Genomic DNA, 26,089 nt, shown 5'->3' on the forward strand with positions numbered 1-26,089 from the left:
TGGCCGGCCCTGCAAGGGACCGGCCACCGCATTGACGACATTGTCGTTCAGGTCAGAATTTGAAGGCGACCTTGCCATACCAGAACCCGCCGTTGAAGCCGAACGGCGAGGCGTCGGGATAGATGTCGCCGGTGAACCGACCCCCGGTCGATGCAAAGACGCCGCCCTGCGTGATCTTGTCCGGATAGTTGCTGAACAGGTTCTGGACGCCGCCGGTCACCGTGAAATTATCGTTGATCTCATAGCTTGCCTCCAGATCGACGATGAATTCGCTGCCGAAGGTTTCAAGGAAGCCGCCATCCTCGATGATCTTGTACTTGCCGTACCAGTTTACGCGGCCCAGCAGCGAGAAGGGGCCGTTCGACCAGTTTTCGGTGAAGATGACGCGCGTCCTGGGCAGGGTATTTTCAAGCTGCTGAACGCGGGTGTCGCTGATGATCGGGTCGCCCGTCAGCGGATCGAGGCCTACTTTGAGCACCTTCGTCTTGTTCCAGTTGAGGGCGAGCGTCGTGTTGAAGGAACCAAGGCTCCCGGACACGAAGCGATAGTTGCCGACGATGTCGATACCCTGGGTGCGGGTGTCGAAGGCGTTGGTCAGGAACTGGACCTCGTTTACCGTGGCATAGTTTGCAAGGCCGAGCGACTGAAGCGTCGGACGATCGGCATCTTCGATCACCCGCGCTCCGGTCGTGCCGATGCGATCCTTCACCTTGATGTTGTAATAGTCGATCGTCAGCGAGACGCCCGGCGCGGGCGTGAACACCGTGCCGACCGAGAAGCTGACGGATTCTTCTGGGGTCAGCGGCACGGCTCCCAGATACTGGGCGACCGGGCTGGAAACCGGCAGGGTCATGAATTCGATCGCGTTCGGGTTGCCGGGATTGAACACCGTCGCGATGCTGCTCGTGTTGGTCTGTCCTGGCGTCGGCGCACGAAAGCCGGTGGCCAATGTACCGCGAAGCGCGATCATGTCAGGCACGACCGCATAGCGGGCCGACACCTTGCCGGTGGTCGAGTTGCCGAAGTCCGAAAGATGTTCGTACCGACCGGCGAAGCCGAGCGAGAACTGTTCGGTGATGTCGCCTTCGACGTCGATATAGGCGCCCTTCGAGTTGCGGCTGCTTTCGCCGGCGATCGCCGGGCCGTAGCCGGGGAAGCCGTTGGCTCCCACCGGCTGGGCGGTGCCAAGCTGCGTATATTGATAGTTGCCGGGGCCGACCGGCAGCGCGGGATTGAACCCGTTGTTGAGGTTGCCGGTGAAAACGGGCGAACCGTCCTGATGGAAGACGAGATTGCCGGTGTACGGCCCGATGGCATAGGATGCGGCGTCGCCAAGCCCCAGTTCATAGGATTCGCGGAAATACTGGCCGCCAAAGGCGATGGTGATCGGGCTGGCCAACCCGACCTCCCACGGATAGCTGAAGTCCGCATTGAACAGGGTTTCGCGCTGTTCCAGCTTGCCGAGGTAGAATTCGTTGGGTGAATTCACGCCCAGCGACGGATTCATCGTCCCGTCCATAGTATAGCGCAGCGTGCTTTGGCCATAGCTGCCCGAAATGTCGTAATTCAGCCCAAAGCCCAATGTGCCCTTGTAGCCCGCGGTGCCTGAAATATCGTCGATCTTGCCGAAGAATATCGGCGTGAAGCCCCCCGAATAGACGCAGGAGAAATTCTGCACGAGCGGGTCGGCGCAGGTCGAAACCTGAGTATAGTCGCGCACGACCGATCCGGGGCGGGCATGGACCGCCGCCACTTCATAATTGTTGGGGGCATAGACATTGCCGCCGGCAACCCCGGTCTGGATGCCGGGCAGGCTGTTGTCGAAATCGGTGAAGATGTCGTTGAAGATGCCGTTGCGGCCGAAACTGTTGCCTTCGATGTCCACGCCCGACGTGTTCACCGACTGGCGATAGTTGAAGCTTTCTTCCTGGAAGCTGTGGCCGTAATTGCCGAAGAAGTAGATGCTGCTGTTATCGTCCAGGTCGAATCCGCCGTTGACGAAGAAGCGATAGGCCTCAAGCTTTGGATTGCCGTAGCGCTGCGCCAGCGCGGGAACGCCGATATCGGGCTGTTCCATGGCGAGCAGGTGCGCGCCGGCGCGTGTGACGCCGCGGCTGGTCTTGCCCGCATTGACATATTCGCCGCTGATGTTGATGAAACCGCTGTCGCCCAGTTTGAAGCCGCCGTTCAGGGCGAGCTGATAATCCTCACCGTCGCCGCGATAAAATTGGCCGTAGCGGGCATAGCCCGAAATGCCGTCCGTATTGTCGCGCAGCCCCATGTTGATGACGCCGGCGATGGCGTCGGACCCATATTGCGCCGATGCGCCGTCGCGCAGCACCTCGACGCTGTTGATGGCGATCGCCGGAATCTGTGCAAGATCGGCGGAATGCGCGCCGGACGACTGGGCGTTGGCGCCGATCTGGACGAGTGCGGAGCGATGCATGCGCTTGCCGTTGACCAGGACCAGCGTCTGATCCGGCGCCAGGCCGCGCAGGTTGGGCGGACGGACGAACGAGGAGCCATCGCCGATCGCATAGCGCGCGACCGATAAGGAGGGGACCAGATTCTGAAGAACCTGGATCATGTCGGCGACGCCCATCTTTTGCAGTTCCGCGCCCGAATAGACGTCGATCGGCGTCGGCGAATCGACGACCGTGCGGTCCGTTCGGCGGGTGCCGGTGACGATGATGGTGGCGCCGGGATCTTCCTCGGCTGCTTGCGGGACGCTGTCCTGGGCGATGGCTGGCATCGCGTAGAGCAATGCGGCGGCAACGGCGCTGCGAGAAACGAGATGACGATAATTCATTCATTAGCCCCCTGATATATTATCGAATGAGGCCTCTCCGAAATTCCTTTTCTATTCTGTTTGCGTGCTCGTGGACGATTGGTTGACAATAAAGGGCCGCCGGCAAAAGCCTCACGGCTTCACCCCTGATAGTCCAGCAACCAACAGAAACGTCAGGCTGACATAAATCCGCCATAGGAAAAGAAGATTTTGCGCTGCAACGTAAAATGGATTTCTTCAGCGGACGCGGATCGTCATCCGGTGATTGCCACAGCTTTTTGAAAGAACAGAAAAAAGGCGCCGGAAGAGGCCCCCGGCGCCTGTTTCTTTTTGGCAACTGTCAAGATGGCCTGACGGTTCAGCCTTCGGTGCGGACGTCGCGGCGCTCGGCGATACGAGCGCGCTTGCCGGTGCGACCGCGCAGATAATAGAGCTTGGCGCGACGCACGACGCCGCGGCGAACCACGGTGATCGAATCGATGTTGGGCGAATAGAGCGGGAACACGCGCTCGACGCCTTCGCCGAACGAAATCTTGCGCACGGTGAAGTTGCTGCCCATGCCCTTGTTCGAACGCGCGATGCACACGCCTTCGTAATTCTGGACGCGGCTGCGTTCGCCTTCGACCACCTTCACGCCGACGCGCAGGGTGTCGCCGGGGCGGAATGTCGGGATATCCTTGCCGAGCGCCGCGATATTTTCGGCCTCGATCTGCTGGATGAGGTTCATATACTCAGTCCTTCGTTTCGCGTTGCGCACCAGAGGGCGACCGGTCCCGAACGCCGATATGGCGTTCCCAAAGGTCCGGCCGCCTTAGCCGTGTATCATCCTCCGCCCGTTGTTTCCGCCAGGCGGCGATCTTCGCATGATCCCCCGATCGCAACAGTTGCGGGATCGTGCGCCCCTCCCATTCTACCGGGCGGGTATAGTGGGGATATTCGAGCAGCCCCTGTTCAAAGGATTCCTCCACCCCACTGGAAGCCGCGCCCATTACGCCGGGAAGCAGCCGAATGCAAGCGTCGAGCAGCGTCAGCGCCGCCATTTCGCCACCCGACAGGATGATATCGCCCATGCTGACCTGTTCGATCGGGCGGGCGTCGAAGATTCGCTCGTCAAAGCCTTCGAACCGGCCGCACAGCAGCGTCGCGCCCGGCCCGGCGGCGAGCGCGCGCACCCGCGCCTGGGTGATCGGCGTACCGCGCGGCGTCATGGCCAGGATCGGCAGGTCCGGGCGGCGGGCGAGCGCTGCATCGATGGCAAGGCCCAATATATCCGCCTTGAGCACCATGCCCGCGCCGCCGCCCGCGGGCGTGTCGTCGACGGTGCGATGCCTGTCGGTGGCGAAATCGCGAATCTGAATGGGGTCGCAGGACCACAGGCCGTCGGCCAGCGCGCGCCCGGCGATCGATAGGCCCAGAGGTCCTGGAAACATTTCCGGGTAAAGCGTGAGGATCTGCGCGGCGAACATCAGCGCCCACGCGCCCGCAACCAGGCCGCGGTGAACCCGCCCGCCATGCAGGCGGCGCCGCAGGCGAGCATGGTCAGGCCGAACGTGATCAGCAGATCGGCAAAGGCGCGGTCGGGCGCGCGCAGTGCGGGCAACAGGAACAGCAGCGGCACCGGCAGGACCAGCGCCGCCGCCGCGGCGATCTTGACGCGGGGCCGCCAGCCGATACCGAACAGCCGCCAGCCCGCGCCGAGCATCAGCAGCAGATTGAGAGCGAGCAGGATCGTCGGGGTCGATGGCATCAGAGCGTCCAATTCTCGACCCGCAGGCCGGCTGTAGCGGCGAAGTCGCCGTCCTCGTCGGTGACGAGGCCAAGATTGTGAGCCACGGCTTGGGCCGCGATCCGGCGATCGAAGCTGCCGCGTCCGCAGGGAATCCGGGCGCGGATCGACGCCGCCTGTATATCATAAGCGCAGACGCGCGCTCTATCGACGAAGCGGTGAGCCATCGCTGCCCGATCGGCGCTGCGCCCGATGATCTGGTCCTCGCTCACGGGTCTGCATATATGCATAAAGTATATATTAAACCACGAACGCCGCCTCGATGACGGCACGTTGTTCGTCGATCCGGGCTGCATGGATCGGCACCATGATGCGCCTGGGCTTGGCGTCGTCCTCGCGGGGCAGTTCGATTTCGATAATGTCGCCAGCGCCGAAATTTTCGACCGCGACGATCGTGCCCAGTGCATCGCCCGTGTCCGAAACGCAGGGCAGGCCGATGAGGTCGCAATGATAATATTCGCCCTCGCCCAGCGGCGGCAGGGCAGAGCGCGGGACGGTCAGCGCCGTGGCGCGCATCGCTTCGGCTTCGGTGCGGCCATTGATTTCGGCGAAGCGCGCGACCGCGCCGGTAGGGCCGGGACGCACCGTTTTGAGCGTCAGCGTGCGGCCTGCGGCGTCAAAGCTCTTATAGGCCTTCAAGCTGTCCGGGCCTTGCCCGAACAGCTTGAGGCGAACCTCGCCCGTTACGCCATGCGCGCCGATGATTGCGGCCAGCGTGACGGGCTTGTCGGTCAAGGGGTTCAGCCCTCGGCCTGTTCTTGGGCGGCTTCGGCGGCCGGAGCCTCTTCAGCGGGCGCTTCGACGGCGGGCTCTTCGGCAGGTGCCTTGGCGGCTTCCTCTGCGGCCTTCCTGGCTTCTTCCGCCTCGGCGATCTTGGTCGCGCGCTCCTCGGCGCGCTCGGTGGCCTTTTCGCCCGGCTTGCCCTTGTTGGGGTTGCTGCGCACGGTGCGCTCCTTGACGCCGGCGGCGTCGAGGAAGCGGGCAACGCGGTCGGTGGGCTGCGCGCCCACGCCGACCCAATGCTTGGCGCGTTCCACGTTCAGCACGATGCGCTTTTCGTCATCCTTGGCGAGCAGCGGGTTGTAGCTGCCGATGCGCTCGATGAACGCGCCGTCGCGGGGCGAACGGCTGTCGGCGACGACGATCTTGTAATAGGGGCGCTTCTTGGAGCCGCCGCGCGACAGACGAATGGAAGTTGCCATGGGTATTTACCTTTCTGTATCGAATATAATCGGTGTAAAAACGCTTATTTCTTCATGAACTTGTCGAATCCTGGCGGAAGTTTGGGCATGTCGCCGCCGGTCAAACCCGGCAAGCTGCCTCCGGGCATGCCGCCCATTCCCCCGCCACCGCCGCCGCCGCCGAGCAACCCGCCAAGGCCACCCATGCCACCGGTACCGCCGCCGCCCGCGAACATCTTGGCCAGCCCTTTGAGGCCGCCCATCTTGCGGATCTTCTTCATCGCCGTTTCCATTTCCTGATGCATTTTCAGGAGACGGTTGACGTCCTGCACCGTACGGCCTGCGCCCTTGGCGATGCGGATCTTGCGCTTGGCGTTGATGAGCACGGGCTTTTCGCGCTCCTTGGGAGTCATCGACCCGATCATCGCGTCGAGATGGATGAGCGTCTTGTCATTGGCGCCGCTGCTGGCCATTGCCGCCTGCGCCTTCTTCATGCCGGGAATCATGCCGGCGAGCGCGCCAAGCCCGCCCATGCGCCGCATCTGGTTGAGCTGGGCGCGCAGGTCGTTCATGTCGAACTGCCCCTTCGCCATCTTCCTGGCGAGCTGGTCGGCTTCTTCCGCGTCGATGCTTTCGGCGGCGCGCTCGACCAGGCTGACGACGTCGCCCATGCCAAGGATGCGCTGCGCGACGCGCTGCGGATGGAAGGGTTCGATCGCGTCGAGCTTTTCGCCCGTACCCGCAAACTTGATCGGCCGGCCGGTGACCGCGCGCATCGACAGCGCCGCACCGCCGCGCGCATCGCCATCCATGCGGGTCAGGACGACGCCGGTCAGCGGCACCTGCGCCGTGAAGCTCTGCGCGACATTGACCGCGTCCTGGCCGGTCAGCGCGTCGACCACCAGCAGGATTTCGGCAGGAGTGGCGACATCGGCCACCGCCTTCATTTCGTCCATCAGCGCCTGATCGACATGCAGGCGTCCCGCCGTGTCGAGCATGACGACATCGAAGCCCTGGAGCTTGGCCGACTGGAGCGCGCGGCGGGCGATGTCCACCGGCTGCTGCCCGGCGATGATCGGCAGCGTCGCCACATCGGTCTGCTGGCCGAGCACCGCCAACTGTTCCTGCGCGGCGGGGCGCTGAACGTCGAGCGACGCCATCAGCACCTTCTTGCGCTCGCGTTCCTTGAGGCGCTTGGCGAGCTTGGCCGTCGTGGTCGTCTTGCCCGATCCCTGCAAGCCGACCATCATGATGACCGCGGGCGGGGTAACGTCGATCAGCAGTTCGGCGGTTTCGGAACCCAGAACGGCCGTGAGCGCATCGCTGACGATCTTGACCACCTGCTGCCCCGGCGTCACCGAGCGCAGCACATTCTGGCCGACCGCCAGTTCGGTCACATCGTCGACGAACTTGCGCACGACGGGCAGGGCGACGTCGGCTTCGAGCAGCGCGATTCGCACTTCGCGCATCGCGGCGCGGACGTCATCCTCGCTTAGCGCGCCGCGCCCACGAAGCTTGTCGAACACACCACCCAGACGATCGCTTAGCGAATCGAACATCATCACCTCAAAAAACCGGGCATGGCGCCCGAGAATTGCCTGCGCCCCCAACGACAAAATCGCCGGCGGGCGAAACCTCGCCGGCCAGCGTCCATCCCGAGCGCGCACATGCGCCCCATGGAGTCGTCAGAAATCCGGTTGGCCCCTAGCGAAGTCGGGCGACGAGCGCAAGCGTGCCGCGACAAGGGCGTCACGGGCACGGCATGGACGGATGCCGTTCGGTGCGACTCCGGGCGCGCCTGCGCCGTCGGGCTTTACCCATGCCGCACCCCCGAACGAGGCCTGCCTATTTCGACCTGACGCCGCCATCCACGCGCAGCAAGGTGCCGGTGATGTAGCGGGCCGCGTCCGAGGCGAGGAAGAGGACGGGTTCGGCGATTTCCTCGGGCGTTGCGAATCTGCCCAGGGGCGTGTTCGTCCTGACCATTCGCTGCATGGCGGGGATGTCGTCCATGCCGTCGAATATGTTGGTGTCGACGCCGCCCGGCGCCACCGCGTTGATGCGGACGCCATCGACGGCGGCTTCGCACGCGAACTGGTTGACCAGTCCGGCAACGCCGAATTTGGACGCGGTGTAGGCGGTTCCGCCCTGCATGCCGCCCAGGCTCGCGACCGACGCCGTGACCACGACATTGCCTTTCGTCTTTACCAGATGCGGGAGCGCGGCACGAATGCCGTAAAAGGTGCCCGACAGGTTGACGCCGATGACCCGCGCCCACAGGTCGTCATCGATTTCGGCGCTGGGCGCGCCCTTGTCGATCACCGCCGCGTTGCTGAACAGGATGTCGAGCTTGCCAAAGGCTTCGACCGCCGCATCGCACATCCGGCTGACTTCGGCCGAGCTGGAAACATCGACCTGGTAGGCGAGCGCCTTGCCGCCCTCATCCGAAATGAGGGCAACGGTTTCGTCGGCGCGATCGCTGACGATGTCAGCGACCAGGACGCTGGCGCCTTCACGCGCGAAGGCGCGCGCCGTCGCCCGGCCAATGCCGGATCCGCCGCCGGTCACGATCACGGCCTTGTCGATGAAACGCTGCATCCTTCCTCCTTTGGTCAAGCTCGATTGGCTGAGAACAAGCTTTAGCAGCGGCGCGCCTCGATGCCAGCCAAAAGGATATCGGCGAGCGAGCGGCGCAGCCATGCATGACGATGGCCAGCGGCTATAGCCTGGACGCATCGATATTTGTGGTAGGGATGGAGCGGGTGAAGGGAATCGAACCCTCGTCACTTGCTTGGGAAGCAAAAGCTCTACCATTGAGCTACACCCGCGTGGCGCTCGCCATGGCATGACGCGTGGCCATTCGTCAACCGACCTGGCGCTTGCCCAGCTTGCGCGCCAGCGTTCGGCGGTGCATCCCCAGGCGACGGGCGGTTTCGGAAATATTAAAGTCCGTTTCGGCCAGAACTTCGTGGATACGCTCCCATTCCAGCGTCTTGAGCGAAGTCGAACGCTCCGCCAGCGGTGCAGCGGCATTGCCCTGGCCCTTGGCGAAGGCCGCTTCGATATCGTCGGTGTTGGACGGCTTGGCGAGATAATGGGATGCGCCGAGCTTGATCGCTTCCACGGCGGTGGCGATGCTGGCGAAGCCGGTGAGGACGACGATCCGCATCGCGCGATCATGGGCGTGGAGCATCTGCACGCAGACGAGGCCCGATGTGGTGCCCAGCTTGAGATCGACAACGGCATAGCCGGGCCGATGGTCCGCCAGCAGCAGCGCCAGCTGCTCATGACTGTCGGCATGGAGCACATGATAGCCGCGCCGCTCGAACGAGCGCTTGAGGGTGCGGGCGAAGTCCTGGTCATCCTCGACGATAACCAGCAGCCGTTCATCGTTCGTGGTGGGGCTCATGGCCGGATCCTTCATAGGCGAGCGTGGGCAAGGGCAGGCGCAGCAGCACCTGCGCACCGCCATCGGGCAGGTTGCTGGCCGTCACGTCGCCACCGAGCTTGCGCACGACATTGACGACGAGGAAGAGGCCGAGGCCGCCTCCCTGCTTGCCCTTGGTCGATCGATAGGGCTTGCCGAATTCGGTGAGCATGGCGTCGGAAAAGCCCTGGCCATTGTCGCGCACGGCGATGTTGAGCTGGCTGGAATCGCGCCCGACGATCAGGTCGATATGAGTCGCGCCCGCCTCTGCCGCATTGTCCAGCAGATTGGCCAGCGCCTGGCGGATCACCGGATCGGCGACGATGCGGGGATAGTCGTGCGGGCCGAATTCGCAGCCCAGGATAATGTCGGAATGGATGGTGCGCCAATCCTGGGCGATGGCGCCGATGAACGCCCGGATGCCGGTGACTTCGGGCGCTTCGCCGCGCGCTTCGCCCGCCGACAGCAGGATGCCCGTGACGATCGCCTTGCAGCGCAGAACCTGTGCCTGCATTTCGGCCAGATCTTCGGCCAGCGCGGGATTGCCGGCGATATCGGGCATGTGCCGCCAGTCGCCCAGGATCACCGACAGCGAAGACAGCGGCGTCCCCAGTTCATGCGCCGCTCCCGACGCCAGCAGCCCCATGCGAACGATATGCTCCTCCTCCGCGGCATGTTGACGCATGGCGGCCAGATGCGCCTCGCGCGCTTGCAGGTTGCGGTTGATGCGGGTCATGAACTGGATCAGCAGCACCGCGATCATGATGAAGCATAGCCATGCGCCCGCGATGTGGAGGTCAAAGAGCCGCCCCGCCATGGTCGATGGCAGCAGCAGCGGGCGATAGGCGACGGTCAATATACTGGCGCAGATGGCGGTGATGGCGACCATCCACCACGCGCTCGCGCGATCGAGCAGGATCGCGCTCAGCGCGACCTGGAGCAGATAGAGCGAGATGAAGGGATTGGTCGCCCCACCGCTGAGGTAAAACTGGATGCTGAGCGACAGCACATCGAACAGCAGGGCGATAAACAGTTCAAGCGGCGCGATCTCGGGCCGTCGCCGCAGCATCGCCAGCGTGACGATATTGACCAGGATCGCCGCGCCCGGCAGCAGCAGCATGGCGGGCAGCGGCAGGGCGATGCCCATCGCGAAATGGACGATCAATATGGTCGCGATCTGGCCGGCGATGGCGATCCAGCGCAACTGCACCAGCAGCAGCATGTTCTTGGCGCTGGCAGCATCGGCCGGCCACTGGCGCGGCAGCCAGCGACGCTTGAGCGGAAACGGCGCAGTCATGGCCGGCGGGCGATCCATTCCTGACGCCATAGCATGGCGGTGGCGCCTGCGACCATGGCCGCCAGCGCAAACCAGGTCAGGGCATAGACGAGATGATTGTTCGGAAAGGCAAGGACGGTCAGCCCGCCGATCAGCAGCGGATCGGCGCCGGCCTGCGCATCGATGAAATAGGGCGTGACGTCCTCCAGCCCGCGCGCGCGGGCGAGAGCGGCGACATCGCGCGAATACCATTTGCCGGCGACGGGATCATTGGCGCGCAGGAAGCCGCCTTCGGGTTCTGTCAGGCGCAGCAGGCCGGTGACGCGGACGCCGCCGCCGGGGCGAGCGTAACGCGCACCGGCGGCCGGAATGAAGCCGCGATTGACGATGATGGTAAAGCCCCGGTCGGTTGCGAGCGGGGTCATGACCCAATAGCCGGGGCCGCGCACGGTAGAGGCGCGGACAAGGGTGGTGGCGTCGTGGCGGAAGTGGCCGCTGGCGGTGACGCGCAGATATTCGGCATCGCTCGCGCGCGGCGCGGGAACCGGTGGCGCATGGACGCGCGCGGCAATGCTGGCGATCAGATCCTGTTTCCAGGCGAGGCGCTGAACCTGCCACAGGCCCAGCCAGGTCAGGCCGGCGCACAGCAGGACCGCGATCAGCGTCACGCCGATCGGCCGGCGCGCAGCTGCCGGCCGGGCGGACGGAGTCACGGCATCTGGCTCATGTCATGCGTCATCGCCGGCATCATGTTATGATTGAGATGGTACATGACCCACATCGATCCGGAGAGGGTGATGACCACCAGGACGAGCGTGAAGATCAGCGCCATGAAGGTCCAGCCGCCTTCCGACCGGGTGTTCATGTGCAGGAAGAAGATCATGTGGACGACGATCTGAACGACGGCAAAGGCCATGATCGCAATGCCGGTCGCCTGCGCGCTGCCGAGTGCGCCGCTCATCACCAGCCAGAACGGGATGACGGTCAGGATCGCCGACAGGCCAAAGCCGATCATGTAGCCGCCCATCGTGCCAGGGGCATGGTCCTGTTCGGGATGATCGGCGCTCATCGCAGCATTCCCGTCAGATAGACAAAGGTGAAGACGCCGATCCAGATGACGTCGAGAAAGTGCCAGAACATCGACAGGCACATAAGCCGGCGCTGGTTCGCCGCGATCAGGCCGTGGCGCGCGACCTGAACCATCAGCGTCACCAGCCAGATGATGCCGAAGCTGACATGCAGCCCGTGGGTGCCGACGAGCGCGAAGAAGGCCGACAGGAAGCCCGATCGCATCGGCGTTGCGCCTTCATGGATCAGGTGCGCGAATTCGTACAGCTCGATCCCGAGGAAGGCGAGACCGAACAGGCCGGTGACGGCCAGCCATCTTTGGGTTGCGGCGATGCGGCCCTTTGACATCGCCAGCATCGCAAAGCCGTAGGTGATGGAGGACAGGAGCAGCATCGCGGTGTTGAGCGCGACCAGCGACAGATCGAACACATCCCCCGGCCCCGGCCCGCCGGCATAGCTGCCGCCCAGCACCGCATAGGTGGCGAACAGGCAGGCGAAGATGAGGCAGTCGCTCATCAGGTAGAGCCAGAAGCCCAGCATGGTGCTGGACCCTTCGGGATGATGCGGCTCCTGCGCGAGGTGGAACAGCGGATCGCCCTGATCGTCCAGATAGGGAGCGGGCGCGATGGTGGCCATTGTCATTTCCCCGCCAGCAGCGCGGTGCGGCCGCTTTCGATGCGCTCCACCGTTTCGACCGGGATGTGGAAGTCGCGCTTGTAATTGAATGTGTGGCCGATCGCCACGGCGAGGATGGCAAGGAAGCTGAGGCCCGCGAGCCACCAGATATACCAGATCATGCCCGTCGCGAAGGCGATCGACAGGCCCGCGAGGATGATGCCGGTCGCGGTGTTCGACGGCATGTGGATCGCGGCATAGCCGGTCAGCGGACGCTGATAGCCGCGCTTCTTCATGTCGGCCCAGGCGTCGCCATCGTGGATCACGGGGGTGAACGCGAAATTATAGTCGGGCGGCGGCGAGCTGGTCGCCCATTCGAGCGTGCGGCCATCCCACGGATCGCCGCTCGTGTCGCGCAGCGCCGCGCGGTTGCGGATGCTGACGTAGAACTGGATGAACATACAGGCGATGCCGGCTGCGATCAGGAGAGCGCCAAGGGCCGCGATCTGGAACCAGATCTGCAATCCGGGGTCGTCGAACACGCGCATCCGCCGCGTGACGCCCATCAGGCCCAGCACATAGAGCGGCATGAACGCGACCCAGAATCCGACTACCCACAGCCAGAAGCTGCGCACCCCCCAGGTGCGGTCGAGCGTGAAGCCGAACGCCTTTGGCCACCAATAGTTGATCGCGGCGAACAGGCCGAACAACACGCCGCCGATGATGACATTGTGAAAATGCGCGATCAGGAACAGCGAATTGTGCAGCACGAAATCGGCCGGCGGGACGGCGAGCAGCACCCCGGTCATGCCGCCGACCACGAAGGTCAGCATGAACGCGACGGTCCACATCATCGGCAGTTCGAACCGGATGCGTCCGCGATACATGGTGAACAGCCAGTTGAAGATCTTGGCACCTGTGGGAATCGAGATGACCATGGTGGTGATGCCAAAGAAGCTGTTGACGCTGGCGCCCGAACCCATGGTGAAGAAATGGTGCAGCCACACGATGTAGGACAGGATCGTGATGACGACCGTCGCATAGACCATCGACGTGTAGCCAAAGAGCCGCTTGCCCGAAAAGGTCGAGGCGACTTCGCTGAACACGCCGAACAGCGGCAGGATGAGAATATAGACTTCGGGATGGCCCCATATCCAGATGAGGTTGATATACATCATCGGATTGCCGCCCATGTCATTGGTGAAGAAGGCGGTGCCGACGTAGCGGTCGAGGCTGAGCAGCGCCAGCACGGCGGTCAAAACCGGGAAAGCGGCGACGATCAGGATGTTGGAACAGAGCGAGGTCCACACGAAGATGGGCAGTTTCATCATCGTCATGCCGGGCGCGCGCATCCGCACGATAGTGGCGATCAGGTTCACGCCCGACAATAATGTGCCGATCCCCGCGACCTGCAGCCCCCATATGTAATAGTCGACGCCGACGCCCGGCGAATAGGCGATGCCCGACAGCGGCGGATAGGCGAGCCAGCCGGTGCGCGCATATTCGCCGACGAACAGCGACATCATCGTGATGACCGCGCCGGCGGTGGTCATCCAGAAACTGAAATTGTTGAGGAAGGGGAAAGACACGTCGCGCGCGCCGATCTGGAGCGGGACGATATAGTTCATGATTCCGGTGATCATCGGCATCGCGACGAAGAAGATCATGATCACGCCATGGGCGGTGAAAATCTGGTCGTAATGATGGGCGTTGAGATAGCCTTCGGAGCCGTTGAAGGCCATCGCCTGTTGCAGGCGCATCATGATCGCGTCGGCAAAGCCGCGCAGGAACATGATGAGTCCCAGGACCATGTACATGATGCCGATGCGCTTGTGATCGACGGTGGTGAACCAGTCGCGCCACAGCCAGCCCCAAAGCCGATATTTCGTGACCAGCCCCAGCACGACGAAGCCGCCGACCGCGACCATGGCGAAGGTGCCGACCAGGATCGGCTCGTGAAACGGAATCGCGCTCCAGTCGAGGCGACCGAAGATCAGCTTCCATATGCCGGTGTTTTCGGATGCCGGGTGAGGGGTCATGGGCATTGCGGCCTTGATGCGGATAGAAAGGAGGAACGCCCAAACATGCCAGTCTCGTCATTCTGAACCTGTTTCAGCATCCATTTGGCAACCGGGAACGGAGCCTCGTGGGGATGGATGGACCCTGAAACAGGTTCAGGATGACGATCATGAGGGGGCAAGCCGCGCATCACTTGCCCTCATGCTCATGATGACTGCCGGTCTGCGTCCGCTGCGCGGCGGGCGTCTTGTCGGCTGCCGGAGTCATGCCTGCGGGCTGAGCGATCTCGCCCTTCTTGCCCGGTGCGACCGGGTGAAAGCCGCCGACGTCGATCGTGCCGTCATGACGCAGCCCGGCGGTGTCGCGTGCGGACTCCTTGCCCGCGCCGCCGCGGGCGTCGGTCATCATGACGTCGTCCATGCACCGCTTGCCGGGTTGAACGCACATGTTGAGCGCTGCGTGGAACAGGCGCGGTTCGACAGCGCCGAAATGGAGCGGCTGCACCTTTTCGCTGGGCTGTTCCAGCCGGAGATAGGCGTTGCGGTCGAGCGCGGCGGGGCTGGCGCGGACGCGGGCCACCCATCGGTCGAACCCGGCGGCGTCGAGCGCGTGGAAGCGAAAACGCATATGCGAAAAGCCCGCGCCCGAATAGTTGGAGGAAAATCCGTCGTAGGAGCCTGGCCGATTGGCGACCGCGTGGAGCATCGTCTGCATGCCGGGCATCGCGTAGATTTGGCCGGCCAGCGCAGGCACGTAGAAGCTGTTCATCATCGACGCCGATGTCAGCTTGAAGCGGATCGGGCGATCGAGCGGTGCGGCCATCTCGTTCACCGTCGCAATGCCAAGTTCAGGGTAGATGAACAGCCATTTCCAGTCCATCGCCACGACTTCGACCTCCAGCTGGCGGTCGTTCGCCGCGACCTTTCGCCCTGTGTCGATGCGGTCGAGCGGGCGATAGGGATCGAGCAGATGGGTACTGGTCCAGGTGATCGCCCCCAGCGCGACGATGATCAGTAGCGGGGCGGACCAGATCAGCAGTTCCAGGCTGGTCGAATGGTCCCAATCGGGGTCATAGTCGGGCGCCTGCGCATCCTTGCGATAACGCCACGCGAACCAGATGGTCAGCGCCATTACCGGGACGATGATCAGGAGCATCAGCCCGGTCGAGATCAGGATGAGATCGCGCTGTTGCACCGCGACGTCGCCCGCCGGGTTCATGACGATCCAGTCGCATCCTCCCAGCGTCAGCAGCGGCAGGACGCAGGCGAGGCGACGGGGGATGCGGCGACAGGATCGGCTGGCTGGCATGGTTCCCCGTCTAGTCGGGATGATCCGGGCTGGACATTGGACCTTTTGTCCAATCCCCCCATAGCCAATTTGCGGGCATGGGGTAAGCTGACGAGGACCAGGAGCGAGTTGAACCATGGCGGGCCAAGATGAGTAGCGCGACGCACAGGCCGTCATCCACGCCGCTGGAGCGCGATGCGCGCAACATGACCGCGCGGGAAAAGCGCATCGCGCCGGGCGAGATCGCGATCGGCGTCGTGATTGGCCGGACGTCCGAGTTTTTCGATTTCTTCGTCTATGCCATCGCGTCGTGCATCGTGTTCCCCGCCCATGTCTTTCCCTATGTCGATGCGCTGACGGGCACGCTCTATTCCTTTGGCATTTTCGCGCTGGCGTTCGTCACCCGGCCGATCGGGTCGCTGGTCTTCATGACCATCGATCGGATTTACGGTCGGGGCGTCAAGCTGACCATCGCGCTGTTCCTGCTGGGCGGATCGACCGCGGCGATCGCGTTCCTGCCGGGCTATCACAGTATCGGCCACTGGTCCGCCCTGCTGCTCGCGCTGTTCCGTGCGGGGCAGGGGGTGGCGCTGGGCGGCACATGGGATGGCCTCGCTTCGCTGCTGTCGCTCAACGCGCCGCAGGGCAAGCGCGGCTGGTATGCGATGATGCCGCAACTGGGCGCGCCGATCGCGCTGGTGGTGGCCAGCGGGCTGTTCGCCTTCTTCCTGTCGACGCTGAGCTGGACCGACTTCATCGGCTGGGGCTGGCGCTATCCCTTTTTCGTCGCTTTCGCGATCAATGTCGTGGCGCTGTTCGCGCGGCTGCGGATCGTGATGACGCATGAATTCGAGCGCCTGTTCGAATCGCGCGAGTTGCAGCCGTCACCCGTGCTGCCGACGATCAGGGCGGACGGGCGCACGATCATCGTCGGCGCCTTCGCGCCGCTCGCGAGCTTCGCGCTGTTCCACATGGTGACGGTGTTCCCGCTGTCCTGGATCGCGCTCTATACCGATCAGCCGTTGCAGCGGTTCCTGGTGATCGAGATGATCGGGGCGGCCGTCGGCGTGCTGGCGATCATCGTATCGGGCTTCGTTGCCGACATGATCGGGCGACGCCGGCTGCTGGGCTGGTCGGCGGTTGGCATCGCGCTGTTCAGCGTCGCCGCGCCGTTGCTGCTGAGTGGCGGCGACCTGGGCGAAGTGGCGTTCATGGTGATCGGCTTCATGCTGCTGGGGCTGAGCTTTGGCCAGTCGTCGGGCGTGGTCGCATCGAGTTTTTCAAGCGCGACACGCTATACCGGATCGGCGCTGACGTCGGACCTGGCATGGTTGTTGGGCGCCGGTTTCGCGCCGCTGGTGGCGCTTGCGCTGTCCGACTCGTTCGGGCTGGCGGCGTCGGGCGGCTATTTGCTGTCGGGTGCGGTCTGCACGCTGGTCGCGCTGTTCGTGAACAAGGAACTGGCGTCCAAGCGTGAGGCCTGATCAGCCGGCGGCGCGCATCTTCGCCAGCGCCTGGCGATCGAACCAGCCGGTGATGCCGGGGCGCGGGGCCAGACGCGGCAGCCAGTCGGGATAGAGATCGGCAAGGCGCGGCGGCAGGCCCTGCGGCCCGTTGCGACCCATGATGTCCGATACGATCCGGTTCTGCATATGGCGCACCGAATAATTGACCATCCGCCTGTATTGCATCGCCCAGGTGGCGGGATGGGCGAGGCTGACCGGTTCGCAGCGAAAGCCCGCGCCGTCGCATGGCAGGATGCGGGCGGTGTCCCAATGCGCGTCGCTTTGTAGGTCGGTGTGCGCCCAGGCGGCGACGAGGCCATCGTCCCCTATCAGATCGTCGGGCAGGCGCAGGCCGGCGGCGCGGATCGCGGCGACGAAGCGGCCAGACAGGGCGTAGAGATCGCCGAACAGGCCGCCCTCGTCATGCAGCATGGTGCGATAGGCCCGCGCCTTGCGGCCGTTGATGGGCATGCCGGCGGCGGCATTGGCGCTAGGACTTGCGGCAAGACCCGCCGTCAACGCTTCTATCGAGCCGGGCGCGATTTCGGCGTCGCCGTCGAGAAAGACGACCGCCTTTTCCTGGCCGGACAGCATGTGGTGGACGAAGCGGTTCCAGGTGCGCGACTTGCCGCCGGGGTGGATGTCGTGGACGATGATGTTGGCTCGACCGGTGGCGGCTTCGCGCGCGCGTTCGGCGGTGGCGTCGGTCGATCCGTTGACGAGGACGTGGAACAGCGTGTCGGGCCGGTCGAGCGGCAGCGACGCGAGGCAGGTCGCAATCCGCCGCTCCTCCTGATGCGCGAAAATGGCGACCGCGAGCGTCATCGGCTTCAGCGGAACAGCCAGCTTTGCTGATCGTGCGCCGAAGCGTCGAGCCCGATATCCTCATCGGCTTCGCTCACGCGCATCGGCACCAGCAGTGACAGGCCGATGCCGAGGATCGCCGCGCCGATCGTCGCCCAGAGTGCGACCACGCCGACACCTGCAAGCTGCATGAGCGCGAGCGTCATTACGCCAAGGGAAGGATCCAGGCCCACCCCGCCAAGCAGGGGAAGGGTGAAGGGGACGAGCAGGATCATGCCCGCAAGGCCGCCGATGCCATGGATGGCGAAGATGGCGGCGGCGTCATCGGCCTTGCCCCCGCGCAGCAGGGCGAAGGCAAAACGGCTGACGGCAGCAGCGATCAGCCCGATCATCATCGCACCGCCCGCGCCGACCAGGCCCGCGCTGGCCGAGATGGCGGCAAGGCCCGAAAGCGCGCCGGACATGATGCCGGTCGCGCTGACGCGGCCGGTCGCCAGCCGATCGAGCAGCGCCCAGCACAATGCCGCCGTACAGGCGGCGAAATGGGTGTTGAGCAGGGCGCTGGCGGCATCGTCGGTCGCGCCGAGCGCCCAGCCGCCGCTGATCCCCATCCAGCCGATCCAGACCAGAGCCGAACCGGCAAGGGTGAGCAGCGGCGAATGGCCCTCGCCTGGCTCCCGGCGGGGGCCAACGATCAGGGCAAGGGCAAGGGCGGAAAATCCTGCGGTGATATGGACGACGAGCGCGCCCGCATAATCGAGCACGCCCATTTCGGCGAGCCAGCCACCTCCCCAGGTCCAGCGCGCGACGGGCGCATAGACGACCAGCATCCAGAGCGGCGCGAAGGCGAGCATCCAGCCCACACGCGTACGCTCGGCAAGCGCGCCGGGAATCAGGGCGGCGGCAAAGATCGCCAGGCTCATTTGGAACAGGGCGAAGGCCGATTCAGGGACAGTCAGGCCGTCGCGCAGCGTGCCGAGATTGGCGAGCAGCGCATTGCCGGCGCCGCCCAGCCAGGCGCTGCCCGGCGCGTAGGCCAGGCTGTAGCCGATGGCGCCCCAGGCGATCGAAACGGCGGCGGCGACGGCGGCTCCCTGCGCCATGACGGACAGCGCGTTGCGGACGCCGACGAGGCCGGCATGGCGAAACATGAGGCCAGGGATCGCGGCGACCAGCACCAGCATGGTGCAGGCGAGCATCCAGCCGGTGTCGCCGCTGTCGGCGACCGCGACCTGCGCCTGTGCGCCCTGCGGCACGACAAGGAACAGGGTGGCGGCGGCAAGGGAAAGGATGTGGCGCATGAACCGCTGTCTAGGGTGATTGCGGTAAAGACTTTGATAAGCGCACCCTACACCCAGGCTTCGAGCACCTGGTTGGGGGGGCGGTGGCCATCCACCCAGCTGCGTATGTTGGCGATGACGCGCGCGCCGGTGGCGTCGCGGCCCTCGAACGTGGCAGAGCCCATATGCGGCAGCAGCACGACATTGGAGAGGGTGAAGAGGCGTGGGTCGATGGCCGGCTCGTGAGCGTAGACGTCCAGGCCCGCGCCGGCGATGCGGCCTTCGCTGAGCGCCGCGATCAGGGCCGGCTCGTCGGTGATTTCCGCGCGCGACGTGTTGATGAGATAGGCGTCGGGCCGCATCAGCGCGAGACGGCGGGCGTCGATCATCCCCTTGCTGCCGGCATTGAGCGGGCAGTTGATCGAAATGATGTCGCTTTGTGCGAGCATGGTTTCGACATCGGGATGAAAGGCGGCGTCCAGATCCTGCTCCACCTCGAACGGCAGGCGGTGGCGGTTATGATAGGCGATGGTGAGGCCGAAGGCGCGGGCGCGGGTGGCGACGGCGCGGCCGATGCGGCCCATGCCGATGATCCCCAGCCGCTTGCCGCCGATGCGGTGGCCGAGCATTCCAGACGGGCTCCAGCCGGTCCACGCGCCCGAGCGAACGAGCTTTTCGCCCTCGGCCAGGCGGCGCGGCACCGAAAGGATCAGCGCCATCGTCATGTCGGCGGTGTCCTCGGTCAGGACGCCGGGCGTATTGGTGACGATCAGGCCTTTTTTCTGCGCGGCGGCAAGATCGATATGGTCGACGCCGCTGCCGAAGCTGGCGATCAGTTGCAACCGATCCGGCGCGCCTTCGATCAGGCTGGCGTCGATCTGGTCGGTGACCGACGGCACCAGCACGTCGCATTGCGCCATCGCACCGGCGAGCGCCGCATGATCCATCGGCGTGTCGCCGACGTTGAAACTGGCGTCGAACAGCTCTGCCATGCGCGCCTCGACAGCGGGGGGCAGTCGCCGGGTGACGATGACCCGGGGTTTGGCTGGGCGCGGTTTCTTGGCCATGACTGGCCGCTATGCGCGCGCGCCGCCGGGGTCAAGACTAATCGGGCACAGGACAAGACAGCGGTTGTCGGACGGCCCGTCCCCCCGCTATGCTGCATTTCATGGTTCGTGGGACAAGTGGTTGACGATGAAGATCTGGCTGGCCCTGGCGGGCATCTTCGCGGCGCTGGCGGCAACGGCGGGCGCGCCCGCGCAATCGACACGGCCGGTGCCCTATTGGGCGTCGATTTCGGAAGGTGAGGCGCGGATGCGGGTTGGCCCCAGCCTCGATTACCCGTCGAGCTGGGTCTATCGGCGCCGCGACCTGCCGGTCAAGGTGGTGCAGGTCCTGGGGCTGTGGCGCAAGGTCGAGGATTCGACCGGCACGCAGGGATGGATGCACGTCCGCCTGCTGAGCGATACGCGGACCGCAATCGTCATCGCGCCGCTCGCGCCGATGCGCGAATCGGCAGATGATGGCGCACGGGCACTGTTCCGGGCGCAGGCGGGGGTGGTCGGGCGGCTGTCGGCCTGTTCGAACGGCTGGTGCACGCTGGACGTGCGGGGGCAGCACGGCTTCGTCCGCGCCGATCAGCTATGGGGCGGGACGGACTGACCCATCTGTCCGCATGGCCTTGCATGACGCAGGGACGACCGGCGGTCAGAAGGGGCAGTCAGGTGCTCAAGCCGGCGGCGACGCGGGCGAGGGTTTCGATCCGTTCGGGATCGACCGGCCCCTTGGGCACGATCCAGCTGCCGCCGACGCATTTGACGAAGGGCTGGGCGAGCCACTGCGCGGCGTTGTCGGCGGTGATGCCGCCCGTGGGGCAAAAGCGCGCGCGGTAAAGTGGCGCGGCGAGCGCCTTGAGCGCGGGCAGGCCGCCGGATGTTTCGGCGGGGAAAAATTTGAAATGGGTCAGGCCCATGTCCAGCCCGCGCATGATGTCGCCAGCGGTGGCCGTGCCCGGAAGGAACGGCACGCCGGTATCGATCGCCGCCCGACCGAGCGGTTCGGTCAGGCCGGGGCTGACGATGAATTGCGCGCCGGCGCTGAGCGCGGCATCGAGGTCGCGCGGGTTGAGCACCGTGCCCGCGCCGACCACCGCGCCTTCGACCTGCGCCATTTCGCGCATCACTTCGAGCGCGGCAGCGGTGCGCATCGTGACTTCGAGCGCTGGCAGCCCGCCCCGGACGAGTGCCTGCGCGATCGGCACGGCATCCTCGACCCGGTCGATCACCAGTACCGGGATGACCGGCGCCAGTTCCATGACGGTTTCGACGGTAAGGGTCATGCTGTCTTCTCCCGATAGGCCGCAGCCGCGCCGAACAGGCCGATTTCGTCATGAATCGCGCAGCGGATCGGCACCGACGCCATCAGGCTTTCAAAGCGGCCCTTGGCCTTGAACCGGGCGTGGAAGCCGCTGGCGGGCAAAAAGTCGAGCATACGCTGGGTCAGGCCGCCCGCTAGCACGACCGCATGGGGACCTTGCGCCAGCGCAAGGTCGCCCGCCACCGCGCCGTAGCAGAGGCAGAAACGCTCCAGCGCCGCGCGCGCGAAACCGTCGCTGCCATCGAGCGCGGCCTGCCACAGTTCGGCGTCCTCCATCAGCATGACGCGATCATGCCCGATCGTCGCCAGCGCCTTGTAGATATTGTTGAGGCCGGGACCGGATACGATCCGCTCGGTCGACACGCGCAGGAATTTGCCGCGCAGATAATCCAGGATCCTGCCTTCGATCGCATCGAGCGGAGCGAAATCGAGGTGGCCGCCTTCGGTCGCGATAACATGGGGCATGCCATCGTCATAGGCGATCATCGCGACGCCAAGGCCGGTGCCGGGGCCAAGGATGGTGACGCCGCCATCCGTCGGGAAGGGGCGATCCTGGCCGAACAGCAGCGGCAGGTTGTCCGCGGGCAGGCGCTTTACGGCATGCGCGACCGCTTCGAAATCATTGACCAGCCGCAGGTGGTGGACGCCAAGATCGGAGGCGAGCGTTTCGGGGCGGATCACCCAGTTGGAATTGGTGAGCTTGATGACGTCGCGGCCGATCGCGGTGGCAAAGGCGATGGAGGCCGCCGTTGGCAGCGCGCCGCCCTCATCCGCCAGGAACGCGGCCCAGCAGGATTGCAGGCTGGCATGATCGGCGACCTTGTACTTGCGCACGGTGCCAAGCGTCGGCACGCCGGCGGCGTCCAGGGTCGCAAGGGCGAAGCGGGCGTTGGTGCCGCCGATGTCGGCAGCGACGATCTGAGTCATCATATGGTCCGCCGCACCGGTCTAAAGCTCGCTTTCCATCGCGGCCAGGATCGGTGAGGCCCCGGCCTCCGCCAGGTCGCTGTGATGACGGAACAGGGCAAACAGCTCGCGGCCGGTGTCATAGGGCGGGGGGGGCGGCGGGGCGGGATCGCGCGCGGCCCATTCGGTCGCGTCGACCAGCGCCTCGACCATACCTTCGGCGGCGCAGATCCGCACCATGTCGCCGTCGCGCAGCCGGGCGATCGGGCCGCCGCCCAATGCTTCGGGCGACATGTGGATGGCGGCGGGGACTTTGCCCGATGCGCCGGACATGCGGCCATCCGTCAGCAACGCGACGCGCAATCCCTTGTCCTGCAACACGCCAAGCGCGGGCGTCAGTTTATGCAGTTCGGGCATGCCGTTGGCGCGCGGTCCCTGGAAACGGACGACGACGACGACGTCCTGTTCAAGCTCGCCCGCCTTGAACGCGCGCAGGACATCGTCCTGGGTCTGGAAGATCCGCGCGGGTGCTTCGATCGTCCAGCGTGCGGGATCGACCGCGCTGACCTTCATGACGCACCGGCCAAGGTTACCCGACAGCAGGCGCATGCCGCCATCGGCGCTGAAGGGACTGGACACCGGGCGCAGCATGGTATCGTCGCGCGTGGTCTGGGGCACGTCGCGCCATTGCAGCGCCTCATCCTCCAGCACCGGCTCCTTGCCGTAATCGGTCAGGTCGGCGCGGGCGACGGTCATGATGTCGCGGTGGAGCAGGCCGTTGCCCAGCAGCTCGCGGATGATCCATGCCATGCCGCCGGCGGTATGGAAATGATTCACATCGCCCGAACCGTTGGGATAGACGCGCGCGAGCAGCGGCGTGACATCGGACAATTCGGCGAAATCGGTCCAATCCACGCTGATCCCCGCCGCGCGCGCGATGGCCGGGATATGGATCGCGTGATTGGTCGATCCGCCTGTCGCCATCAGACCGATGATCGCGTTCACGATCGCCTTTTCATCGATGCAGTGTCCCAGAGGCCGATAGTCATCGCCATCCCATCCGATCGCGGCAACGCGATGCACCGCCGCGCGGGTGAGTTCGCCGCGCAGCTTCGTCCCCGGATTGACGAACGCGGCGCCGGGCATGTGGAGGCCCATCACTTCCATCATCATCTGGTTGCTGTTCGCCGTGCCGTAGAAGGTGCAGGTGCCCGCGCCATGATAGGAGGCGCTTTCGGCTTCGAGCAGTTCGGCGGTGCCGACCTTGCCCTGCGCATAAAGCTGGCGGATGCGGACCTTTTCCTTGTTGGCAAGGCCCGATGGCATGGGTCCGGCCGGGATCAGGATGGTGGGCAGATGGCCAAAGCGCAGTGCGCCGATCAGCAGGCCGGGCACGATCTTGTCGCAGATGCCGAGCATCAGATTGCCTTCGAACATCGCGTGCGACAGCGCGATGGCGGTGGCCAGCGCAATCGTGTCGCGGCTGAACAGCGACAGGTCCATGCCGGCCTGGCCCTGGGTCACGCCGTCGCACATCGCGGGCACCCCGCCCGCGACCTGGGCCGTCGCCCCCACCTCGCGCGCGGCGATCTTGATCGCTTCGGGATAGCGGCCATAGGGCTGATGCGCCGACAGCATGTCGTTATAGGCGGTGACGATGCCGATGTTCATCGCCTGGCCGGCGCGGATCGCCGGCTTGTCCTCGCCGCTGGCGGCAAAGGCGTGGGCAAGGTTGCCGCACGATAGCTGATCCCTGTTGGTCCCCGCGTCGCGGCCGCGCTCGATCAGGTCGAGATATTGGCGACGCCGCGGGGCGCTGCGGGCGATGATGCGGTCTGTGACCCTTGCTATCACCGGATGAAGATCAGTCATGCCAGCTTGCTCCGTCGCGTTCGATCAGAGCAATGGCCGAGGAGGGCCCCCAGTTCCCGGACGCATAGGGGGCGGGCTTCATATTGGCGTTGCGCCAGCCCTCGATGATCGAATCGATCCATGCCCATTGCGCCTCCACCTCGTCGCGGCGCACGAACAGGGTCTGTTCGCCTTCGAGCAGGTCCAGCAACAGCCGTTCATAGGCGATACGCCGCCGCTGCCCGGCAAAGGCATTGGAGAGCGACACGTCGAGGCTCACTTCCTCCAGCTGCACCTGCCGGTCCAGCCCCGGTCGCTTGGTCATGATCAGCAGGCGGATATTTTCTTCGGGCTGGAGCCGGATGATGAGAGTGTTGGGTTCCAGGCCGCCGTTGCGCCCGAAGATGCTGTGGCGGACGGGCTTGAACTGGATCATGATTTCCGACTGGCGGCTGGGCATCCGCTTGCCGGTGCGCAGGTAGAAGGGCACGCCTTGCCAGCGCCAGTTGTCGATATGCGCCTTCAATGCGACGAAGGTTTCGGTCGTGGACGGCTGGCCGAGTTCGTCGGCATAGCCGGTGACGATCTGGCCGCCGACCGCTCCTGGCGTATATTGGCCGCGCACGCTGTGGACCTTGACCGCTTCGCCATCCATCGGGCGGAGCGAGCGCAGCACCTTGACCTTTTCGTCGCGGACCGCTGTCGGGTCCATGCGCGCCGGCGGCTCCATGGCGATGATCGAGAGGATCTGGAGCATGTGGTTCTGCACCATATCGCGCAGCGCGCCGACCCCGTCATAATAAGAGACGCGGCCTTCGAGCCCGACCGTCTCGCCGACGGTTATCTGGACATGGTCGATGGCGGTGGCGTTCCACAGCGGTTCGAACAGCATGTTGCCAAAGCGCAGGGCGAGCAGGTTCTGGACCGTTTCCTTGCCCAGATAATGGTCGACGCGGAAGATCTGGCTTTCGTCGAACAGTGCGCCGATCGCGTCATTCACGTCCCGCGACGACGCAAGGTCCTTGCCGATCGGCTTTTCCATCGCGATCCGGGTGGCGGGGCCGATAAGCCCCGCCTGCGCCAGGCATTGCGCGGTGGGCGCGAACAGCGATGGCGGCGTGGAAAGATAGACCGACACGCCCCGTTCCAGCCGCCCGTCGAGACGCTTGGCCAGAGCGCGGAACTGGTCGGCATTGCCCGCCTCGACAGGTTGGTAGGCGATCATCGCGCGCAGCCGCGCCGCGACATCGGCATCATAGCGGTCGGCGCTCAGAAACTTTTGCAGCGCGGCATCGATATCGTCGCGAAATGCATCCTGCGCCATGTCGGTGCGGCCGGAGGCTATGATCAGGAAATCATGCGGGAGAAGGTCGTCGGCCAGCAGGTTGTAGAGCGAGGGAAACAGCATCCGGTGGGCCAGATCGCCGGTCGCGCCGAATAGAATGAGCGTGGCTGATGCTTCGGTCAAAAGGCGTATCCCTAGCCGTTAATGCGCGGACATCCCCTGCACGAGATGCCTGACCTATAGCGACTGGGTAATGCGGTGCAATAGGGCGCGACCGGTGATTTCAGGCTATGGCATTATCGATCGAGCTGGCCTATAGGAGCCGCCACGCCGATCCCGCCATCCGGGATCGGGAACGCGGGCGTGGTGAAACTGGTAGACGCGCCGGACTCAAAATCCGGTTCCGCAAGGAGTGTCGGTTCGATTCCGACCGCCCGCACCACTCATTCTGAGTATCCTTCCCTTTGCCGGCAGTCTGTCCGCCGGGCCTGAATGCGGCGCAGAACTGCGCCTATTGCGTAGTGCTTTTCGGCGCGTGAGGTCGAGAGACCGGGCCGAGGCGGCCGGGCGGGGCAATTTGGCGCCAAGTCTCACAGGGCCAAATTCCAGACCCCACGGCCTGTCGGCGGCTTAGC

Annotated in this window: 25 protein-coding genes and 2 tRNA genes; 3 read left to right on the forward strand and 24 right to left on the reverse strand. The window is 64.9% G+C overall.

Annotated features, from left to right (window positions below; all coding sequences use genetic code 11):
* Positions 1 to 52: 52 nt before the first annotated feature.
* The 17 genes from WG908_RS14190 to cyoA form a co-directional block, all read right to left on the reverse strand.
* Positions 53 to 2,809 carry a TonB-dependent receptor plug domain-containing protein gene (locus tag WG908_RS14190; RefSeq protein ID WP_340187246.1) on the reverse strand — a complete coding sequence of 919 codons (2,757 nt, stop codon included), beginning with the start codon at positions 2,807 to 2,809 and terminating at the stop codon, positions 53 to 55.
* A gap of 337 nt (positions 2,810 to 3,146) precedes the next feature.
* Positions 3,147 to 3,515 (reverse strand): 50S ribosomal protein L19, encoded by a 369-nt coding sequence (rplS, locus tag WG908_RS14195; protein ID WP_340187247.1) that lies wholly within the window; start codon positions 3,513 to 3,515, stop codon positions 3,147 to 3,149.
* A 4-nt stretch (positions 3,516 to 3,519) separates the two neighbouring features.
* A complete protein-coding gene (trmD, locus tag WG908_RS14200) occupies positions 3,520 to 4,257 on the reverse strand; it encodes a tRNA (guanosine(37)-N1)-methyltransferase TrmD (RefSeq protein ID WP_340187286.1) in 738 nt (245 codons plus the stop codon).
* Positions 4,254 to 4,535 (reverse strand): hypothetical protein, encoded by a 282-nt coding sequence (locus WG908_RS14205; protein ID WP_340187248.1) that lies wholly within the window; start codon positions 4,533 to 4,535, stop codon positions 4,254 to 4,256. Before WG908_RS14205 ends, trmD begins: the two co-directional genes overlap by 4 nt.
* Positions 4,535 to 4,786 (reverse strand): PIN domain-containing protein, encoded by a 252-nt coding sequence (locus tag WG908_RS14210; protein ID WP_340187249.1) that lies wholly within the window; start codon positions 4,784 to 4,786, stop codon positions 4,535 to 4,537. The genes WG908_RS14205 and WG908_RS14210 overlap by 1 nt, the downstream gene beginning before the upstream one ends.
* 28 nt (positions 4,787 to 4,814) lie before the next feature.
* Positions 4,815 to 5,309 (reverse strand): ribosome maturation factor RimM, encoded by a 495-nt coding sequence (rimM, locus tag WG908_RS14215; RefSeq protein WP_340187250.1) that lies wholly within the window; start codon positions 5,307 to 5,309, stop codon positions 4,815 to 4,817.
* 5 nt (positions 5,310 to 5,314) lie between these two features.
* Complete coding sequence (gene rpsP / locus WG908_RS14220) at positions 5,315 to 5,776, reverse strand: 30S ribosomal protein S16 (RefSeq protein ID WP_340187251.1); 462 nt, start codon at positions 5,774 to 5,776, stop codon at positions 5,315 to 5,317.
* A 44-nt stretch (positions 5,777 to 5,820) separates the two neighbouring features.
* A complete protein-coding gene (ffh, locus tag WG908_RS14225) occupies positions 5,821 to 7,317 on the reverse strand; it encodes a signal recognition particle protein (protein WP_340187252.1) in 1,497 nt (498 codons plus the stop codon).
* 283 nt (positions 7,318 to 7,600) lie between these two features.
* Positions 7,601 to 8,353 (reverse strand): SDR family NAD(P)-dependent oxidoreductase, encoded by a 753-nt coding sequence (locus WG908_RS14230; protein ID WP_340187253.1) that lies wholly within the window; start codon positions 8,351 to 8,353, stop codon positions 7,601 to 7,603.
* A gap of 156 nt (positions 8,354 to 8,509) precedes the next feature.
* Positions 8,510 to 8,583 (reverse strand) — tRNA-Gly (locus WG908_RS14235).
* A 35-nt stretch (positions 8,584 to 8,618) separates the two neighbouring features.
* Positions 8,619 to 9,164: a response regulator transcription factor gene (locus WG908_RS14240; protein WP_340187254.1), complete on the reverse strand. Its 546-nt coding sequence runs from the start codon at positions 9,162 to 9,164 to the stop codon at positions 8,619 to 8,621.
* Positions 9,142 to 10,479 (reverse strand): ATP-binding protein, encoded by a 1,338-nt coding sequence (locus tag WG908_RS14245; protein WP_340187255.1) that lies wholly within the window; start codon positions 10,477 to 10,479, stop codon positions 9,142 to 9,144. Before WG908_RS14245 ends, WG908_RS14240 begins: the two co-directional genes overlap by 23 nt.
* A complete protein-coding gene (locus WG908_RS14250; protein ID WP_340187256.1) occupies positions 10,476 to 11,171 on the reverse strand; it encodes an SURF1 family protein in 696 nt (231 codons plus the stop codon). The genes WG908_RS14245 and WG908_RS14250 overlap by 4 nt, the downstream gene beginning before the upstream one ends.
* Positions 11,168 to 11,527 (reverse strand): cytochrome o ubiquinol oxidase subunit IV, encoded by a 360-nt coding sequence (gene cyoD, locus WG908_RS14255; protein ID WP_340187257.1) that lies wholly within the window; start codon positions 11,525 to 11,527, stop codon positions 11,168 to 11,170. Before cyoD ends, WG908_RS14250 begins: the two co-directional genes overlap by 4 nt.
* Positions 11,524 to 12,168: a cytochrome o ubiquinol oxidase subunit III gene (gene cyoC / locus WG908_RS14260; RefSeq protein ID WP_445326729.1), complete on the reverse strand. Its 645-nt coding sequence runs from the start codon at positions 12,166 to 12,168 to the stop codon at positions 11,524 to 11,526. The genes cyoD and cyoC overlap by 4 nt, the downstream gene beginning before the upstream one ends.
* Positions 12,165 to 14,180: a cytochrome o ubiquinol oxidase subunit I gene (gene cyoB / locus WG908_RS14265; protein ID WP_340187259.1), complete on the reverse strand. Its 2,016-nt coding sequence runs from the start codon at positions 14,178 to 14,180 to the stop codon at positions 12,165 to 12,167. Before cyoB ends, cyoC begins: the two co-directional genes overlap by 4 nt.
* 169 nt (positions 14,181 to 14,349) lie before the next feature.
* Positions 14,350 to 15,468 (reverse strand): ubiquinol oxidase subunit II, encoded by a 1,119-nt coding sequence (gene cyoA / locus WG908_RS14270; RefSeq protein ID WP_340187260.1) that lies wholly within the window; start codon positions 15,466 to 15,468, stop codon positions 14,350 to 14,352.
* A gap of 128 nt (positions 15,469 to 15,596) precedes the next feature.
* Between cyoA and WG908_RS14275 the strand changes: the two genes are divergently transcribed.
* Positions 15,597 to 16,931 (forward strand): MFS transporter, encoded by a 1,335-nt coding sequence (locus tag WG908_RS14275; protein ID WP_340187261.1) that lies wholly within the window; start codon positions 15,597 to 15,599, stop codon positions 16,929 to 16,931.
* Here WG908_RS14275 and WG908_RS14280 read toward each other — a convergent pair whose 3' ends face one another.
* Genes WG908_RS14280 through WG908_RS14290 form a run of 3 tightly spaced genes read right to left on the reverse strand, consistent with a single transcriptional unit; the run spans position 16,932 to position 20,103 of the window.
* On the reverse strand, positions 16,932 to 17,777 hold the full coding sequence (locus tag WG908_RS14280; protein WP_340187262.1) for a glycosyltransferase family A protein: 846 nt from the start codon (positions 17,775 to 17,777) through the stop codon (positions 16,932 to 16,934). It abuts the gene before it with no gap.
* A gap of 5 nt (positions 17,778 to 17,782) precedes the next feature.
* Positions 17,783 to 19,057, reverse strand: coding sequence for an ammonium transporter (locus WG908_RS14285; RefSeq protein ID WP_340187263.1), 1,275 nt, complete (start codon positions 19,055 to 19,057; stop codon positions 17,783 to 17,785).
* Between the two features lie 47 nt (positions 19,058 to 19,104).
* Positions 19,105 to 20,103 carry a 2-hydroxyacid dehydrogenase gene (locus WG908_RS14290; protein ID WP_340187264.1) on the reverse strand — a complete coding sequence of 333 codons (999 nt, stop codon included), beginning with the start codon at positions 20,101 to 20,103 and terminating at the stop codon, positions 19,105 to 19,107.
* Between the two features lie 127 nt (positions 20,104 to 20,230).
* On the opposite strand from WG908_RS14290, the gene WG908_RS14295 reads away from it, so the two are divergent.
* Positions 20,231 to 20,698, forward strand: a complete 468-nt coding sequence (locus WG908_RS14295) for an SH3 domain-containing protein (protein ID WP_340187265.1) — start codon at positions 20,231 to 20,233, stop codon at positions 20,696 to 20,698.
* Between the two features lie 58 nt (positions 20,699 to 20,756).
* Here WG908_RS14295 and eda read toward each other — a convergent pair whose 3' ends face one another.
* Genes eda through zwf form a run of 4 tightly spaced genes read right to left on the reverse strand, consistent with a single transcriptional unit; the run spans position 20,757 to position 25,637 of the window.
* Entirely contained in the window at positions 20,757 to 21,374 is a 618-nt protein-coding gene (gene eda / locus WG908_RS14300; protein WP_340187266.1) for a bifunctional 4-hydroxy-2-oxoglutarate aldolase/2-dehydro-3-deoxy-phosphogluconate aldolase, read from the reverse strand.
* On the reverse strand, positions 21,371 to 22,339 hold the full coding sequence (glk, locus tag WG908_RS14305) for a glucokinase (protein ID WP_340187287.1): 969 nt from the start codon (positions 22,337 to 22,339) through the stop codon (positions 21,371 to 21,373). The genes eda and glk overlap by 4 nt, the downstream gene beginning before the upstream one ends.
* A 21-nt stretch (positions 22,340 to 22,360) precedes the next feature.
* Complete coding sequence (edd, locus tag WG908_RS14310; protein ID WP_340187267.1) at positions 22,361 to 24,190, reverse strand: phosphogluconate dehydratase; 1,830 nt, start codon at positions 24,188 to 24,190, stop codon at positions 22,361 to 22,363.
* A complete protein-coding gene (gene zwf, locus WG908_RS14315) occupies positions 24,183 to 25,637 on the reverse strand; it encodes a glucose-6-phosphate dehydrogenase (RefSeq protein ID WP_340187268.1) in 1,455 nt (484 codons plus the stop codon). The genes edd and zwf overlap by 8 nt, the downstream gene beginning before the upstream one ends.
* Before the next feature lie 174 nt (positions 25,638 to 25,811).
* On the opposite strand from zwf, the gene WG908_RS14320 reads away from it, so the two are divergent.
* Positions 25,812 to 25,896: transfer RNA gene (locus WG908_RS14320), tRNA-Leu, on the forward strand.
* Positions 25,897 to 26,089: the final 193 nt, after the last annotated feature.

Origin of the sequence: Sphingobium anseongense (genome assembly GCF_037725245.1) — a bacterium.
GTDB lineage: Bacteria > Pseudomonadota > Alphaproteobacteria > Sphingomonadales > Sphingomonadaceae > Sphingobium.